Genomic DNA, 14,524 nt, shown 5'->3' with positions numbered 1-14,524 from the left:
CAGTGCAGCGCTTTCCAATCCGATGGATACGGGGGATATCCCTTGTGACCGCAATTGGCCTGTTGGCCGGGTGTCAACTTCCGAAATCAGGGCCCAACAAGTCCGAAATTTTGGCGGGCTCCACGGAAAAAGGCGGCAATGCTTTTGTGGTCGAAGTTGATGACCGCGTCGCAAAGGCCACTTCGGCCATCCCTCAATACGGGTTTTCGTCCTCTTTTCGCAGTGCGCAACGCCTAGCGGCAGACACTGTTCGCCCCGGTGACGTCCTTGGCTTGACGGTTTGGGAAAACGTCGATGACGGCCTTTTGTCCGGTGAAATAAGCTCCTCCACTATCCTAGAACAGATACAGGTCGACAGCGACGGTTTTATCTTTGTGCCGTATGCCGGACGCATCCGAGCCTCGGGCAACACGCCCGAGCAACTGCGCCAACTGATCACCAGCGAACTGCAGGAACAAACACCTGATCCGCAAGTCGAAGTGCGCCGTGTCGCAGGGGATGGCGCAACCGTTTCGCTTAGCGGGGAAATCGGGGCAGCGGGCATTTATCCAATAGAGCGGCCAAGTCGTACCCTGTCCGGAATGCTGTCGCGGGCCGGCGGCGTTGCCGTAGGTTCGGACATCGCGCTGGTGACGCTGATCCGCGGAAATGACCGCGGGACGGTCTGGTATGACGATCTGGTGCGTAATCCCCAGTTGGACGTCGCGCTGCGCGGCGGAGACCGCATTCTCGTCGAAGCTGACAGCCGTTCCTACATCGCGCTTGGGGCCACCGGGCAGTCGCGCGTGGCATTCGACACACAAGACCTTTCGGCGCTTGAAGCTCTGGCGCAAGTGGGCGGCTTGCAATCCCTGTCCTCGGACCCGACCGGTATTTTCGTACTACGTAAGGAACGGCAGGACATCGCGCGCAACGTCATGGGACGTCAGGATTTGCAGGGCGATCAGCGCATGATCTATCTGTTGAACTTGACCGCGCCCAATGGATTGTTCGTCGCTCGGGACTTCGTCATCCGTGACGACGACACGATCTATGTGACCGAAGCCCCATATGCGCAGTGGAGCAAATCGATCTCTTTGATCGCCGGTGGACTGACACCGGTTGCAAACGTCGCCACGCTGACGGGCGGCTGATGCAACTTGACCCAACAGCCGGGGCACAACGGACCCGGTTGCTTGTCTATAACGGTGGTTTCCTGACCCAACGCCGCATACGTCGCATCCTACACCTCAAGGGTTACGACATCCGGCTGGGTCTTCCCCGCGACGGAGACGTAGTGGGTGTTTGGGGCAACAGCCCAACTGCGCATCGCGGCTTTAGCATCGCGACCCGACACAACGCACCGATTCTGCGTGTCGAAGACGCCTTTTTGCGCTCGTTACATCCAGGGCGGACGGGTGAGCCGCCGCTGGGCCTGCTGCTTGATCGGTCGGGGGTTCATTTCGATCCTGCGCAGCCTTCGGATCTTGAAACCCTACTGGCCACGCATCCGCTGGACGATACCGCCCTGCTGAACCGGGCCCGGTATGGGACCGAAAGGATGCGCGAATTGCACCTCAGCAAGTATTCTGCTGTCGATCCCACCCTGCCCCCACCTGAACCGGGTTACGTTCTAGTGGTCGATCAGGCACGGGATGATGCGTCGGTCACGGCCAGCGCGGGTGATGACGCACGCTTCCGCGAGATGCTGGTCATGGCACAAGAGGAAAACCCCGGTGCCCGTGTCCTGATCAAGACACATCCCGAAACCGTTGCCGGACACCGCAGCGGGTATTACTCGGATCAAGATATGACCGACCGGGTTTCGTTTGTAACCGAGCCCATCAGCCCATGGACCCTGCTAGAAGGTGCGGTCGGCGTCTACACTCTGTCATCGCAGCTGGGCTTTGAGGCTATAATGGCTGGCCACAAGCCGCGTGTCTTTGGCCAGCCATTCTATGCCGGATGGGGGCTGACACAAGATGAGGTCTATTTCCCTCGCCGCCAGCGCAACCTGACCCGGGCGCAGTTATTTGCCGCAGCAATGATCCTCTATCCTACATGGTACGACCCATACCGGGATCAGCTGTGCGAGTTGGAAACTGTGCTGGACACGCTTGAGGCGCAAACGAGGGCGTGGCGTCAGGATCATAAGGGGTGGACAGCGTCCGGCATGCGGCTGTGGAAGCGCAAACACCTGCAAGAGATGTTCGGTCGCGAAAAGAAGATTCGCTTCACTCCGACCCCGCCCGATATACCCGACTGCCCGCATATGGTTTGGGCCAACCACGCCCGTGATGCGGAAGACGCGATCAGGATCGAGGACGGTTTTCTGAGATCCCGCGGGCTTGGCGCCAATCTGGTGCCGCCCCTGTCTTTGGCAACGGACGACCTGGGCATCTACTACGACCCGACACATCCAAGCCGGTTGGAGGAATTGATCACCGCACGTGAAACCCTGCGCCCGGATCAGGAATTGCGGGCCGAACGGTTGGTGGCGCAGATCGTTTCGGGCCAACTCAGCAAATACAATACCGGCGGAGCGCCCCCGGAACTGCCCGAAGGGCATCGCATTCTGGTTCCGGGTCAGGTCGAGGATGATGCCTCAATCCTGCTTGGCACTACGACTGTCCACACAAACACCGACTTGCTGAGGGCCGCGCGTGAGGCGAACCCAAATGCGATCCTGATCTATAAGCCGCATCCTGATGTCGAGGCCGGACTGCGCGAAGGGTCGATTGACGACGAAAGTCTCGCCGACGTGATCGCCACAGACACCGATCCAGCCGCGTTGCTGGCCCAAACACACGAAGTCTGGACGATGACCTCTCTGCTTGGGTTCGAGGCCCTGTTGCGCGGGGTCCGTGTGACCACGCTTGGGGCCCCGTTTTATGCTGGGTGGGGGTTGACGAACGATCTGGGAACGGTACCGGCGCGACGTGGCGCAAGACCGTCCATCTTGGGTTTGGTTCATGCCGCGTTGATCGATTATCCACGATACCTCGATCCGCTTACCAGTTTGCCCTGCCCTGTCGAAGTCGCGTTGCAACGCCTGACAGAGGGCAATGAACGAAAGAGCAGTATATCTCTGCGCTTGTTATCGAAACTGCAAGGCGCGCTTGCCACGCACGCTCGCCTATGGCGTCGCCGCTAACGCAGCGCCCTCGCCCAGCGATGCAAAACATCCGGCCCGATGGCGCGGGTTTCGATCAGGTCAAACCGGGGGGCCGCGTCCAACTTGTCCAGCCCCATTGACCCAATGGCGGGCAAGCCTTCGGCACCAATTGTCAGCCCCGCGCTAAAGCCCACCAACTCATCCACCAGATCATCGGCCAGCAAGGACGCCGCAAGCGCCGACCCACCTTCGCAGAAAACGCGCGTCAACCCGGCCTGCCCAAGTTGTTGTAACAGGTCAGCGGCATCTATGTGATGTTCCTGCAGCGCACAGGGGATCAGACGTGCGCCCAGCCCCTCCCACGCGCGGACCCGATCGGCATCAGGGGACGGACCATGGCATAACCAAACCGGTATCTCAGCAGCCGTACGTGCCAATTGCCCCATCAGCGGAATATCCATGTGGCGTGACACTACCACTCGCACTGGCTGCGCCTCGACCCCCAGATCGCGAACAGTCAGAGACGGATCATCAGCCCTCGCTGTACCTGCTCCGACTATCACCGCATCATGACGCGCGCGCATCGCGTGGACCGCCCGCCGCGCTTTCGGCCCCGTAATCCACTTGCTGTGACCGGTCGATGTGGCAATGCGCCCGTCAAAACTGCTGGCCAGTTTGAGCGTCACAAACGGGCGCCCCTGTTCCGTCTTCAGGAAAAACCCCGCATGTTCGCGCGCAGCTTGTTCCGCCAAAACACCGGTGGTGACCTCAATCCCAGCCTCGCGCAACATGGCAAACCCCTGCCCTGCGACGCGCGGATCGCTATCCTCAATCGCGGAAACCACCCGCGACACACCTGCCTTGATCAGCGCCTCGGCGCATGGCGGTGTTTGACCGTGATGAGAACAAGGTTCCAGTGAGACATACGCAGTTGCCCCTCGCGCGGCCTCGCCCGCTTGGGCCAACGCCTGGGTTTCACCATGCGGTCGACCACCAGGTTGGGTCCAGCCACGCCCGACGATCCGACCGTCGCGCACGATAACACACCCTACCGCAGGGTTGGGCCAACACGTGCCCTGACCGCGCTGCCCCAATGACAAGGCCAGCGCCATATATCGCTTATCTGTTTCGCTCACTCGTCCGTCGAAGGCTGCGGCGGGCGCAGTTCGTGGACAAACTCCTCGAAGTCATCGGCCGCCTGGAAATTCTTGTATACACTCGCAAAGCGAACATAAGCCACGGTGTCGATCCGCGCCAGAGCTTCCATAACGATCTCACCGATCTTGCTGGACGGGATATCGGTTTCACCCATGCTTTCCAGACGGCGGACAATGCCCGAAATCATCTGGTCGATCCGGTCAGGATCAATGGGGCGTTTCTGCATCGAAATGCGGATCGAACGTTCCAGCTTATCCCGGTCGAAATCCTCTCGTTTTCCGTTGGTTTTGATCACCACCAGATCGCGCAATTGTACACGTTCATATGTGGTAAAACGCCCCCCACAAGCGGGACAAAACCGACGTCTGCGGATCGCGACGTGATCCTCTGCCGGGCGTGAATCTTTGACCTGAGTGTCGATATTACCGCAAAACGGGCAGCGCATTCGCCCTCTCCTCGTCCCTTGTTCCGCTTCTTTTTGTAAGCGCAGTGGCTTAGTTATCCACAACTATAGGGCAGCCGCTAGGATTTGGGTAGTCGGAAATTTTAACCGCTAGATCATGAATCTACGCGAAATGCGCAGCAACCTTTCGGTGATGCGGCGCAGTTCGATGTTCAAACAGATATATACCCTGCCAAGTGCCCAGAACGGGCTGTCCAGACACCACAGGAATCGACAGGGAAACCGGCAAAAGCGCGGCTTTGATATGGGCTGGCATATCATCGGGACCTTCATAGGTGTGCCGCAGATACGCCATCGACGGGTGATCCGACGGCGGCACCAGCCGATCGAAGAACGCACGCAAATCCGCCTGCACTTCGGGGTCCGCGTTTTCCTGAATGACCAGCGAACAAGAGGTGTGCCGCACGAACAGTGTCAGCAACCCATCCCCCCCGACTGAGTTCAGCCAGTCACGCACATCCGGAGTGAACTCATAAAGTCCGGGACCCCGCGCTGAAATTAAAAACTCGGTCTTCATTAGGTGGACAGGCCTGTATTAGTCAAAGATTGGCCGAGCAGTACACCGGCCATTGGCGGCCGAAACTGACATACTGAAACCCGGCTGAAACCCCGCCGAGAAAACACCACTGCTTTGCTGCTGAACGGTCTCCGGTGCCGTAAGCGAAAACTGCACGGCTGTTCTGCGCCCCGTGGCCTCGCTTGGACCATAACCACGCTTGACGTAAATCCGCTGTTGCCAACTGGCGCCCAGTGTTCTGCGGGCAAAATCAGAGGCCGCACACCAATACCCGTCTACATCGGTCCGTCCGCGCGGGATCACCTCAAAGACTGTGTTGCTAAGCGCTACGGTCTGATAGCCAAACCGAGCGAACGTCGCTGACGCTGGAGTGGTCAATACAAGCGCCGCGAATACGGCATAAGACATAACCTTTTTCATAGTCACACTCTTTCCTGTTTCGAGGTAGGTATTGACCTAGTGTACTCTGAATTCAAACAAAGCCGGTTCACGATGAATTCAATCCGGGTCCATCTGTACGTGAACAAGTTTCAACCAGCCGCTATACCGGATCAATACCCCAAGGCCCGGCACTTTGGCCGAGACATCAAAGCAATAATCCCCTGTTTCGCTCTGCCATTCTACGGTTGATGAGCGTGGCAGCAAAAATGCCGGGCAACGAAGACCCAAAATGCTCAGGCCCCGGATGTGGATCAACAGGCGTTCAGCTTCGACTTCGGGCTCCAGCCACAGCGTCAGCCAGCCCAGCCTTTCACGAACGCAATCTGCGTCGTGATCAAATGTCAGGAGGGATCGAGTCGTGTGGCCATCAAAATCACGTATCCACTGCCATGTGTCATCGTCACGGTCTATCCGAACTTGCACCGGTATGTCGTTGGCGCTTCGAGGAAACCGTCCGAGGTGCAAAGCAAGCCTGATCAACCACCCTCGTCCCTCGACAATATCGCACCGTCCCACGTAGTGACCTGTGTTGGAATGCAACTGCTGAAGGGCCAAGGGCACTTCTACCCCGGCAGGAAGGGATTGCAAAAACGGATCGGGTTCCACTCAAAATCCCTCGGGCAAAAAACGGGATCGCAGTGCGGCATCCGGGATCATACAGGTCGGATTGCGTCCGAATATCTTGTACCTGTTACGTGCAATGGCATGATACAGCGGGTCTTTGATCCAGCTGGGCAGGAACCTACAAAAAGACAAGATCGGCCAAATCCCCGGCAGCGCGCCCATCGCCGCGGCGAAGGCATCCAGACGTTGATGTACATTGCCGTTCACGATCACCAGGTTGGTTTCAAAATCCTGCATGGGCAATCCAAGCTCTTGGTACGGCCTTTGCCCTAGCGGCGATTGCGCCGTTGCGAATTTAAAACGCTGCGCTTTATCCCTCATCGTCATGAATTGAAAAAAACCTGAACACAGAACACATTCTCTATCAAAAACAATGATATACTGAGCATCCACCAATTCTGAGACGGGAAAGTTTGGCATATCTGTTGCGCCCGTTAGCTTTCCTACCCGCACCCTTTCACCATGGTCCGGACCGGGCAATGCGACATGAGGCCGTCTGATTCAAACGCGTGAATGTGCCGGGGAGCCACCGGTTTTGGTGGTTTTTTTTCCAGGGCTCTGACCTCATCCCCACAAGGTGCTAACCCGACAACGGACGGGAAATACAAAATGTCTGACCTTGGGTCTTGTGTTTGCCGGCCAAAACCATTCGAATTCCAGACATTGAAGCAATACATGGGATCGACAAACGCCCAATACGCAACAACGGCATTAAACCCGATTGAAAACACGGTGGAACAGCCATGGAAGTTGATATCGCCCGCATTCAGTTATTGACCAAAGCGCTTGATCAACGAACAAACGGCACCGAAGCATCTGACCGTATACTGGAAAAGTGTAAACTCTCACGGGATAGAATTGCAGCGCCGACAACAACGTGCAGCGCCCATCAAGAAGCCCTGTTTGCACGCTATGCCTGCGATACCGTCGGAGATATTACATTTGCCGCGCAGACCGGGTTGCAGTTTTCTTCGTCCTCTAGCCTGACGGCGTATATCAGTAAGTATTCGCGCGACCTGCGGCAGGTGATCGAGAATACCTCGCGCTTTCATATGTTCATCGACCCGGCCATAGCCTTTGCACTGCGCCTTGCCGGAAACTTTGCCACCATTGAGGCCGAATGGAAGGATGCCAGTTTTGCCCGGTATCACCGCCGGACCGAATTCCTCATGTTCGCCGGATTGGCCCGCATGCGCACCCTGACGCAATCGAATTTCCGTCCGATTGAGATACGGTTTCAGCACGAGGTTGGGAAAAACAGAGAGAAATTTCAAAAACTTGCAGGGTTTCCCGTTGTTTTCGGTGCAGAGAGACTGGAAATCGTCTTTGCCGTATCCTCGTTGGATTTGCCGGTTCCGACCTACGATTCAAACCTGCGCGCGCACCTTCTGGAATATGGTGAACGTGTCCTGGCAGAGCGACGCTCGCCCAAGCAAAAACTGCGCGCGCAGGTCGAAGGGCTGATTACCCGCTCGCTGCCCGGCACTGTCATTCACGCCGATGAGGCCGCCGCAAATCTGGGGATGAGTCCGCGCACCTTCACACGGCGGCTCAAGGAAGAAGGGGCAACCTATCGCGATATCGTCGATGACCTAAGGTGCGATCTGGCGCAAACCTTTATCACCAACGGCATGGCGCTGTCCGAGATTGCCTATTCGCTGGGCTACGCCGATCAACCGGCCTTTTCGACCGCTTTCAAACGCTGGACCGGTCAGGCCCCCAGCACTTTCCGCAGTCGTCTGGATTAATCGGATGCGCTATATGGCAAGTGGCCGGGGGTCATCAGCCGCAAAGCCTCACCCCGGCCTGTCCCATGAGTGGACAATGCGGATATAAAGAGGTGCAGGAGTCTTGCCTTGTGACTTCCCGCCAATTTGATCTTTCCAATGGACAATGTGAAAGCGCGTGGGGTGAAAGAAAAAAGGCGCCACTCTCGGGGCGCCTTGGTTTTATTGATCCAGGAAAGACCGCAGTTTTCGCGACCGGCTGGGATGTTTCAGCTTGCGCAACGCTTTCGCTTCGATCTGACGGATACGTTCGCGGGTCACACTGAACTGTTGACCGACCTCTTCCAGCGTATGGTCGGTGTTCATGCCGATGCCAAAACGCATGCGCAGCACCCGCTCCTCACGCGGGGTGAGCGAGGCAAGAACCCGTGTCGTCGTTTCCTTGAGGTTTTCCTGAATGGCGCTGTCCAGCGGCAGCACGGCATTCTTGTCCTCGATGAAATCGCCCAGCTGGCTGTCTTCCTCGTCGCCAATCGGCGTCTCAAGGCTGATCGGCTCTTTGGCGATCTTCATCACCTTGCGAACCTTTTCCAGCGGCATCTGCAGCTTTTCAGCCAGTTCTTCTGGCGTCGGCTCGCGCCCGATCTCGTGCAGCATCTGACGGCCGGTCCTAACCAGCTTGTTGATCGTCTCGATCATGTGGACCGGAATACGGATTGTACGGGCCTGATCCGCAATTGAGCGCGTGATCGCCTGACGAATCCACCAGGTCGCATAGGTCGAGAACTTATAGCCGCGGCGGTATTCGAACTTGTCTACCGCCTTCATCAGGCCGATGTTGCCTTCCTGAATAAGATCAAGGAATTGGAGGCCGCGGTTCGTGTACTTTTTGGCAATCGAAATCACCAGGCGCAGGTTTGCCTCGACCATTTCCTTCTTGGCCTGCCGCGCCTCTTTTTCACCCTTCTGAACCTGCTGCACGATGCGGCGGAATTCGGGGATGTCGAGACCGACATATTGCCCGACCTGAGCCATATCGTTGCGCAGTTCCTCGACTTTGGCAGTCGAGCGTTCGATGAACATCTGCCAACCCCGACCGGGTTTTTCAGCCATCTCGGCCAGCCAGTTCGGGTCCAGTTCACGGCCACGATAAGCGTCGATAAACTCGCGACGATTGATACGGGCTTGATCCGCCAGCTTCACCATCGCGCTGTCCAGCGACATGATACGGCGGTTGATGCCGTAAAGCTGGTCGATCAGCGCTTCGATACGGTTGTTGTGCAGGTGAAGACCGTTCACCAGTTCAACAATCTCGGCCCGTAGCTTTTGATAGGTCTCTTCGTCCTTGGCGCTGAACGTGCCATCTTCGTTCAGCGTGGCCGAAATCCGGCTGTCCTGCATTTCCGAAAGCATCGCGAAATCGGTCGAGATTCGCTCCAGCGTGGTCAGCACCTGATCTTTCAGAGCCGCTTCCATCGCGGCCAGAGACATGTTGGCCTGATCATCTTCGTCATCATCGTCATCATTGGCGATCGGATTGCCATCCGCGTCCAGTTCCGGTCCGCTGTCCTTGGCTGGCTTTGCCGCCTGTACGGCTGACGTGTCGACGACCGGTTCTTCGACATCACCGTCTTCGTCCAACTGGTTGCCAAATGTGGCCTCCAGGTCAATGACGTCACGCAGCAGAATGTCTTCGGACAACAATTCGTCGTGCCAGATGGTAATCGCCTGGAAGGTCAGCGGGCTTTCGCACAGACCGGCGATCATGGTGTTGCGACCGGCCTCGATCCGCTTGGCGATCGCAATCTCGCCCTCACGGCTCAGCAGTTCGACGCTGCCCATCTCGCGCAGATACATGCGCACGGGGTCGTCAGTGCGGTCCAGCTTTTCCGTTGCAGCACCGGACAACGCAACCTCACGGTTGCTTTCTGTGGTGGTCAGTTCGGTCGAGCCTTTGTTCTCTTCCTCTTCGGCCTCTTCATCTTCGATGATGTTGATGCCCATTTCGGACAGCATCGACATAACGTCTTCGATCTGTTCCGAGCTGACCTGATCAGGCGGCAGCACCTGATTGAGCTGGTCGTAGGTGATGTAACCTTTCTCGCGGGCCTCGGCGATCATCTTCTTGACGTTGGCCTGGCTCATGTCCAACGAGATTTCCTGTTCCTGCTCGTCGGATTTGCGGTCTTCGTTCGTATCCTTGGCGGCCATTCAATGCTCCTGCAGGGATGGGTGATTCGTTTCAACCGAATCATTAGCGCGTAGAAGTGATTCGGCCACCCGTTTACCTGTTTTTCTTTTCCAGTGCCTTACGAAAACACCACTTCACCGGCGTTTCCGTTCAAAATTGATGCCCGACATGATTGCCTTGAACGCATCTTTCTCGTCGCGGTTGATCCGCGCGCCATTGTCGGCGATGTCGAAAACGGCCCTGTCCTCGTTCTGGCTACGGCTTGTGCGGTTGCGTTCTTCGGCGGCTTGCGCCAATCGGTACGTCAACGCCTCATCGGCCAGATCGGACAGTTCCTCTGCAGCTTCGGCAATCTCAGCATCCAACCCCCGGAGCGCTTTGATCTTTGCGAGTTCCTCGGCCAGAGTCATCTCGGCCTTTTCAACGTCGCCTGGTTTGTACACACAAGGGATTACTGCGACATGGCGAAGGGCCAGCAGGTTTTCAAGGGCTTGGGGCCCCAAAGTTTCGGCAATGTGGTCTTTCAGGTTGTCAGGATCATCAATCGCGTGACGCAGGATCGCATGGCGCAGGGCTGCATGGTCGGAATCGCGGCACTCCATGTCCTCCAATTGATGCTCAAACTGCACAACGACTTCGGGGTTTAGCGCAGCAATTGCAAGAATAGCCGCTTCGCGCAGTTGAATCTCGGCACCTTCGGACGAAGCCAAAAACGATGCCCGCGCGTCAGGCGTTGCTGGCTGTTTCTGCGGTTGCCACTTGCCCCGAGGTTGCCATTGGCGGTTCCCAGATTGCCGCTGCGGACGGAACAATTGCCACCGCAGATCCTTAATCTCTTGCCCGTAATGAGAGCGGATCGAAGGGTCACGGATCAGTTTGATCTTGTCCCTCAGCACCTTATCCAACGCTGCCTTACGTTCAGGGCTGTCAAAGACCTTGCCTTCGGTTTCGCGCTGCCACAGCAATTTGACCATCGGAATAGCCCCATCCAGCACGGCCTGCACCGCCCCTTCCCCTTCGGCACGCAACAGATCGTCGGGGTCCTTGCCTTCGGGCATCAGGGCAAAGCGCAAGGATTTCCCGGCCTCCAGCAACGGCAGAGCCAGATCAACCGCCCGCATGGCGGCCCGCAGACCCGCCGTATCGCCATCCAGTGCAATAATCGGCTCATCCGAGATACGCCATAGCAATTGCAACTGATGCTCGGTAATCGCGGTACCTAGCGGCGCGACCGAGGCACCAAACCCAGCCTCTGCCAGAGCAATCACGTCCATGTACCCTTCGGCCACGACCAAGGGCAGCCCTTTGCCCGCAGACTGCCGTGCGGGCCCGTGGTTATAGAGGCTGCGTCCCTTGTCGAACAACTCAGTCTCGGGCGAGTTCAGATATTTGGCATTGTCGGCCGGGTCCATCGCCCGCCCGCCAAAGGCGATGCAACGCCCGCGCGGATCGCGGATCGGGAACATGATACGGTTGCGGAACGTATCATAAGGCTTTTTGCCCTTGTTCGACGGTTTGGCCAAACCTGCACCAAGGATCAGATCCTCAGCCACGTTCTTTCCGCACAGATGATCCCAGAGCGATTGCCAGCCGTCAGGGGCAAAACCGATTTCCCACCGCTCCAACGCCTGCACATCCAGCCCGCGATTGGCCAGGTAGTCACGCGCTGCTCCCCCTGCCCCGGTCTTGAGCTGCAATCGGAAAAACTGCACTGCCTGCTCCATGACCCCGGCCAGTTGCGACCGGCGATCCTGTTTTTCCTGCGCCTTGGGGTCACGCGCAGGCATTGGCATTCCGGCCTCGCGCGCCAGAATCTCAACCGCTTCGATGAACGATACATTCTCGGTTTCTTTCACAAAGCTGATCGCATCGCCTTTGGCATGGCAACCAAAGCAGTAGTAGAACCCCTTTTGATCATCGACGTGGAAAGAGGCGGTCTTTTCATGATGAAACGGGCACGGTGCCCACATGTCACCCTTGCCCTGATTGGACTTGCGCGCATCCCACATGACCTTACGCCCAACGACCTGAGACAAGCTCAGCCGGGTGCGCAGTTCATCCAGAAATCCGGGGGGCAGTGACATGGGTTAAACTTGACAGAAACAGGAACGCGCGCCAAGGGTATGACGCGCGTTTGTCCACAGGGAAATGATGGTGCTGTGGATTATTGCTGCAAACACAGCTCAAGCCACGCGGCGCCCAGATCCTTTTTGCGCACGTCGCGCATCTTTTGCTCGTAAACCCAGGGGGCGATCAACGGAATGGCCGCGTTGTAGTTCTCGGGCCAGGTCGGGCTTGTATCAGCCACCGCCTGCGGTACGTCGCGCTCCTTGACCCTGTCCAGACGCGCCTTTTGGATTGCCGCAACGACATCAGCCTGATACTGGCAGCTTTGTTCTTTAGTTTCCTCAGCAGCCAGAGGTGTGGCCAACAAAAGGGCCGCGATTGCGGTACGCAACATGGGGATCTCCCGGAATCGTTTCTTTCGCGGCAGCTTACCTGTCAGGCGCACTGCCTGCCATCTTCCTTTTCACCGCTTGCGGTCAATTTAGGTCGGACAGCAACAGGGGCAATCGGATCGTGGCCCGATCGCCCCTGTAATGCAAAGGATCAAAGCCCTTTGGCGCGGTAGCTTTTCGAGACGCGATCAATGGCTACGATATAAGCCGCCGTCCGCAGATCTTCGACATCATCACGGCTGTGCCAGACCTCGCGCATGGATTGGTAGGCAATGCGCATCGTGTCATCGAGGCCCGAACGAACCAATTCCAACTCATCCGCACCTTTGAGGTATTTGGCCTTAAAGTCCGGGGACATCGACCACGCATCGCCCAGATACCGATCCAGCCGCTCCAACTCGCTGACGATCAACTCGTGGCGCGCTTCTTCCTGACGACGCTGCATCCGGCCAAAACGGATATGGCTGAGGTTTTTCACCCATTCAAAGTAAGATACCGTCACACCGCCGGCATTCGCGTACATGTCCGGAATGATCACGGTGCCTTTTTTGCGCAGGATTTCATCCGCACCCGCCGTCACAGGACCATTCGCCGCCTCGATGATCAAGGGTGCCTTGATCCGTTCGGCGTTGGATAGGTTGATGACACCTTCAAGGGCCGCCGGAATGAGGATGTCGCAGTCTGCTTCCAGAACCTCGGCACCTTCGGCAGAATGCGTTGCATCCGGATAGTCGCTAACACCGCCATGCTTGACGATCCACTGCCGGACTGATTCAACGTCAATCCCGTCGGGATTATAGAGCGCACCATCCCATTCAACGATACCGACAATACGAGAGCCGTCCTCTTCACTCAGGAACTTTGCGGCGTGATATCCCACGTTGCCCAACCCCTGCACGACAACGCGTTTGCCGTCCAGCTTGCCGGACAGGCCTGCCTTCTGCACGTCCTCAGGGTGGCGGAAGAACTCACGCAATGCGTATTGAATGCCCCGCCCTGTGGCTTCGACACGTCCGGCGATACCACCGGCATTCAGCGGCTTGCCGGTGACACAGGCACGCGCATTGATGTCGGTTGTGTTCATTCGTGCGAATTGGTCAGCAATCCACGCCATCTCGCGCTCGCCCGTGCCCATATCGGGCGCAGGCACGTTCTGAGACGGGTTGATCAGATCGCGCTTGGCCAATTCATAAGCAAAACGCCGCGTGATCTGTTCCAACTCATGTTCTTCATACTGCCGGGGATCAATGCACAAGCCACCTTTCGAGCCGCCAAACGGTGTCTCAACCAATGCACACTTGTAAGTCATCAGTGCCGCCAGAGCTTCGACTTCGTCCTGATTCACGGCCAGAGCATAGCGAATACCGCCCTTGACCGGCTCCATATGCTCAGAGTGAACCGACCGATATCCGGTGAAAGTATGAATCTCACCCCGCAGGCGAACGCCGAAACGCACGGTGTAGGTCGCGTTGCAGACCCGGATTTTCTCCTCCAACCCCGGCGGCAGGTCCATCAGGGACGCCGCCCTGTTGAACATAAGGTCCACACTCTCGCGAAAGCTGGGTTCTTTAATGGCCGTCATTTAATCCTCCGTGCCAGCGAACGGTTTACGTTCTGACGTTTTGTCGCACCCATTGGGTAAACGATCAATAATTAAGCAGAAATAAAACTCGAAAAACGCATCAAAAATACTGTGAAGGTCGCTGAGTCGCCCAATTCGGCACCCGACTTCGAAATTGTCGCCCAACCGAAGACAGAAGCGCCCATCCCCCGCAAATTATCCCGCTTTTGCTTGTAAATCAGTCAAGTCAGCAGCTTTTTCGCCTAAATCCCGCCACGATTCGGCGTTA

General features: G+C 57.2%; 13 protein-coding genes. 3 read left to right on the top strand and 10 right to left on the bottom strand.

Annotated elements, in window-relative coordinates:
* The first annotated feature begins 2 nt into the window (after positions 1-2).
* Positions 3-1,133, top strand: coding sequence for a polysaccharide biosynthesis/export family protein (locus tag ACR0DL_RS02415; RefSeq protein WP_170348260.1), 1,131 nt, complete (start codon positions 3-5; stop codon positions 1,131-1,133).
* Entirely contained in the window at positions 1,133-3,133 is a 2,001-nt protein-coding gene (locus ACR0DL_RS02410; RefSeq protein ID WP_480687412.1) for a capsular polysaccharide biosynthesis protein, read from the top strand. Before ACR0DL_RS02415 ends, ACR0DL_RS02410 begins: the two co-directional genes overlap by 1 nt.
* On the opposite strand, the gene ribD is transcribed toward ACR0DL_RS02410, so the two are convergent.
* From ribD to ACR0DL_RS02380, 6 genes are all read right to left on the bottom strand, one after another.
* Entirely contained in the window at positions 3,130-4,230 is a 1,101-nt protein-coding gene (gene ribD, locus ACR0DL_RS02405; RefSeq protein WP_480687410.1) for a bifunctional diaminohydroxyphosphoribosylaminopyrimidine deaminase/5-amino-6-(5-phosphoribosylamino)uracil reductase RibD, read from the bottom strand. The genes ACR0DL_RS02410 and ribD overlap by 4 nt on opposite strands.
* Positions 4,227-4,697: a transcriptional regulator NrdR gene (gene nrdR, locus ACR0DL_RS02400; RefSeq protein WP_005983889.1), complete on the bottom strand. Its 471-nt coding sequence runs from the start codon at positions 4,695-4,697 to the stop codon at positions 4,227-4,229. The genes ribD and nrdR overlap by 4 nt, the downstream gene beginning before the upstream one ends.
* A gap of 121 nt (positions 4,698-4,818) precedes the next feature.
* Positions 4,819-5,232: a secondary thiamine-phosphate synthase enzyme YjbQ gene (locus tag ACR0DL_RS02395; protein ID WP_170348257.1), complete on the bottom strand. Its 414-nt coding sequence runs from the start codon at positions 5,230-5,232 to the stop codon at positions 4,819-4,821.
* Between the two features lie 18 nt (positions 5,233-5,250).
* Positions 5,251-5,652 (bottom strand): hypothetical protein, encoded by a 402-nt coding sequence (locus ACR0DL_RS02390; protein WP_170409302.1) that lies wholly within the window; start codon positions 5,650-5,652, stop codon positions 5,251-5,253.
* Positions 5,653-5,730: 78 nt separating this feature from the next.
* The gene (locus ACR0DL_RS02385; protein ID WP_480688458.1) at positions 5,731-6,234 is read right to left on the bottom strand and encodes a DUF4166 domain-containing protein; all 504 of its coding nucleotides are present in this window, start codon (positions 6,232-6,234) and stop codon (positions 5,731-5,733) included.
* A 45-nt stretch (positions 6,235-6,279) separates the two neighbouring features.
* Positions 6,280-6,717, bottom strand: coding sequence for a thiol-disulfide oxidoreductase DCC family protein (locus tag ACR0DL_RS02380; RefSeq protein WP_480687408.1), 438 nt, complete (start codon positions 6,715-6,717; stop codon positions 6,280-6,282).
* A gap of 323 nt (positions 6,718-7,040) precedes the next feature.
* Between ACR0DL_RS02380 and ACR0DL_RS02375 the strand changes: the two genes are divergently transcribed.
* Positions 7,041-8,045: a helix-turn-helix domain-containing protein gene (locus ACR0DL_RS02375; protein ID WP_170513183.1), complete on the top strand. Its 1,005-nt coding sequence runs from the start codon at positions 7,041-7,043 to the stop codon at positions 8,043-8,045.
* Between the two features lie 201 nt (positions 8,046-8,246).
* Here ACR0DL_RS02375 and rpoD read toward each other — a convergent pair whose 3' ends face one another.
* The 4 genes from rpoD to ACR0DL_RS02355 all read right to left on the bottom strand — a co-directional run bounded on the left by rpoD (position 8,247) and on the right by ACR0DL_RS02355 (position 14,256).
* Positions 8,247-10,235, bottom strand: coding sequence for an RNA polymerase sigma factor RpoD (rpoD, locus tag ACR0DL_RS02370; RefSeq protein WP_170348252.1), 1,989 nt, complete (start codon positions 10,233-10,235; stop codon positions 8,247-8,249).
* A 114-nt stretch (positions 10,236-10,349) separates the two neighbouring features.
* Positions 10,350-12,299, bottom strand: a complete 1,950-nt coding sequence (gene dnaG, locus ACR0DL_RS02365) for a DNA primase (protein WP_480687406.1) — start codon at positions 12,297-12,299, stop codon at positions 10,350-10,352.
* A gap of 80 nt (positions 12,300-12,379) precedes the next feature.
* Entirely contained in the window at positions 12,380-12,676 is a 297-nt protein-coding gene (locus ACR0DL_RS02360; protein ID WP_170357791.1) for a hypothetical protein, read from the bottom strand.
* 149 nt (positions 12,677-12,825) lie between these two features.
* Positions 12,826-14,256, bottom strand: coding sequence for a Glu/Leu/Phe/Val family dehydrogenase (locus ACR0DL_RS02355; protein ID WP_170357789.1), 1,431 nt, complete (start codon positions 14,254-14,256; stop codon positions 12,826-12,828).
* Positions 14,257-14,524: the final 268 nt, after the last annotated feature.

The sequence above is a fragment of the Ruegeria sp. BB5 genome, assembly GCF_056539405.1.
This window is presented reverse-complemented; position numbering and strand designations above follow the sequence as displayed.

What these genes read in the sequence shown, in the direction of transcription:
- rpoD (WP_170348252.1), bottom strand. Translation starts at nt 10,235, where the DNA reads ATGGCCGCCAAGGATACGAACGAAGACCGCAAATCCGACGAGCAGGAA.
- ACR0DL_RS02380 (WP_480687408.1), bottom strand. Translation starts at nt 6,717, where the DNA reads ATGCCAAACTTTCCCGTCTCAGAATTGGTGGATGCTCAGTATATCATT.
- ACR0DL_RS02355 (WP_170357789.1), bottom strand. Translation starts at nt 14,256, where the DNA reads ATGACGGCCATTAAAGAACCCAGCTTTCGCGAGAGTGTGGACCTTATG.
- ACR0DL_RS02375 (WP_170513183.1), top strand. Translation starts at nt 7,041, where the DNA reads ATGGAAGTTGATATCGCCCGCATTCAGTTATTGACCAAAGCGCTTGAT.
- ACR0DL_RS02360 (WP_170357791.1), bottom strand. Translation starts at nt 12,676, where the DNA reads ATGTTGCGTACCGCAATCGCGGCCCTTTTGTTGGCCACACCTCTGGCT.
- nrdR (WP_005983889.1), bottom strand. Translation starts at nt 4,697, where the DNA reads ATGCGCTGCCCGTTTTGCGGTAATATCGACACTCAGGTCAAAGATTCA.
- ACR0DL_RS02390 (WP_170409302.1), bottom strand. Translation starts at nt 5,652, where the DNA reads ATGAAAAAGGTTATGTCTTATGCCGTATTCGCGGCGCTTGTATTGACC.
- dnaG (WP_480687406.1), bottom strand. Translation starts at nt 12,299, where the DNA reads ATGTCACTGCCCCCCGGATTTCTGGATGAACTGCGCACCCGGCTGAGC.
- ACR0DL_RS02410 (WP_480687412.1), top strand. Translation starts at nt 1,133, where the DNA reads ATGCAACTTGACCCAACAGCCGGGGCACAACGGACCCGGTTGCTTGTC.
- ACR0DL_RS02395 (WP_170348257.1), bottom strand. Translation starts at nt 5,232, where the DNA reads ATGAAGACCGAGTTTTTAATTTCAGCGCGGGGTCCCGGACTTTATGAG.